The sequence below is a fragment of the Micromonospora sp. NBS 11-29 genome, from assembly GCF_002140155.1.
GTDB lineage: Bacteria > Actinomycetota > Actinomycetes > Mycobacteriales > Micromonosporaceae > Micromonospora.
This window is the reverse complement of sequence record NZ_NAPR01000019.1, coordinates 3,419-4,212: the sequence shown is the minus strand read 5'-3', so window position 1 is coordinate 4,212 and position 794 is coordinate 3,419. Positions and strand designations below refer to the sequence as shown.

The 794-nt window shown below is 74.0% G+C and carries 1 protein-coding gene and 2 pseudogenes; all 3 read right to left on the bottom strand.

What is annotated here, in order from left to right:
• Positions 1-166: pseudogene (locus tag B1205_RS33120) on the bottom strand (polyketide synthase); the annotation flags it as partial.
• Complete coding sequence (locus B1205_RS33115; RefSeq protein WP_369597311.1) at positions 163-462, bottom strand: hypothetical protein; 300 nt, start codon at positions 460-462, stop codon at positions 163-165. The gene B1205_RS33115 and the pseudogene B1205_RS33120, both read right to left, overlap by 4 nt.
• A 31-nt stretch (positions 463-493) precedes the next feature.
• Positions 494-730 (bottom strand): annotated as a pseudogene (locus B1205_RS33110) (beta-ketoacyl synthase N-terminal-like domain-containing protein); the annotation flags it as partial.
• Positions 731-794: the final 64 nt, after the last annotated feature.

The window sequence follows — 794 nt, the reverse complement described above, 5'->3', positions numbered from 1 at the left end:
GGGCCTCGGTCAACAACTCGACCGCACCGGCCGACCAGTCGATGTGCGGCGACGGTGCGTCGACATGCAGGGTGCGCGGCAGCACCCCGTGCCGCATGGCCTGGACCATCTTGATGATCCCGGCAGCGCCGGCGGCCGCCTGGGTGTGGCCCAGGTTCGACTTCACCGACCCCAACCACAGNGGTCACCCGCCCGGTCCTGCCCGTACGTGGCCAGCAACGCCTGCGCCTCGATCGGGTCACCGAGCGTGGTGCCCGTGCCGTGCGCCTCCACCACGTCCACGTCCGCCGGGGACAGCCGGGCGTTGGCGAGGGCCTGCCGGATCACCCGTTCCTGGCTGGGGCCGTTGGGGGTGGTGAGGCCGCTGCTCGCGCCGTCCTGGTTGACCGCGCTGCCCCGGATGACGCCGTGGATGTGCCGGCCGTCGCGTTGCGCGTCGGAGAGCCGTTGCAGCAGCAGCATCCCGACGCCCTCGGCCCAGCCGGTGCCGTCCGCGGCNGGCGAACGACTTGCACCGGCCGTCGGCGGCCAGGCCGCGCTGGCGGGAGAACTCGGCGAAGACGCCGGGGGTGGACAGGACGGTGACGCCGCCGGCCAGGGCCAGGTCGCAGTCGCGCTGGCGCAGCGCCTGCACGGCGAGGTGCACGGCGACCAGCGACGACGAGCAGGCGGTGTCGATGGTGACGGCCGGGCCTTCCAACCCGAACGTGTACGCGACCCGCCCGGACACGACGCTGCCGGAGTTGCCGGTGCCGAGGTAGCCCTCCACGCCCTCGGGCAGGTCCACCACCCGC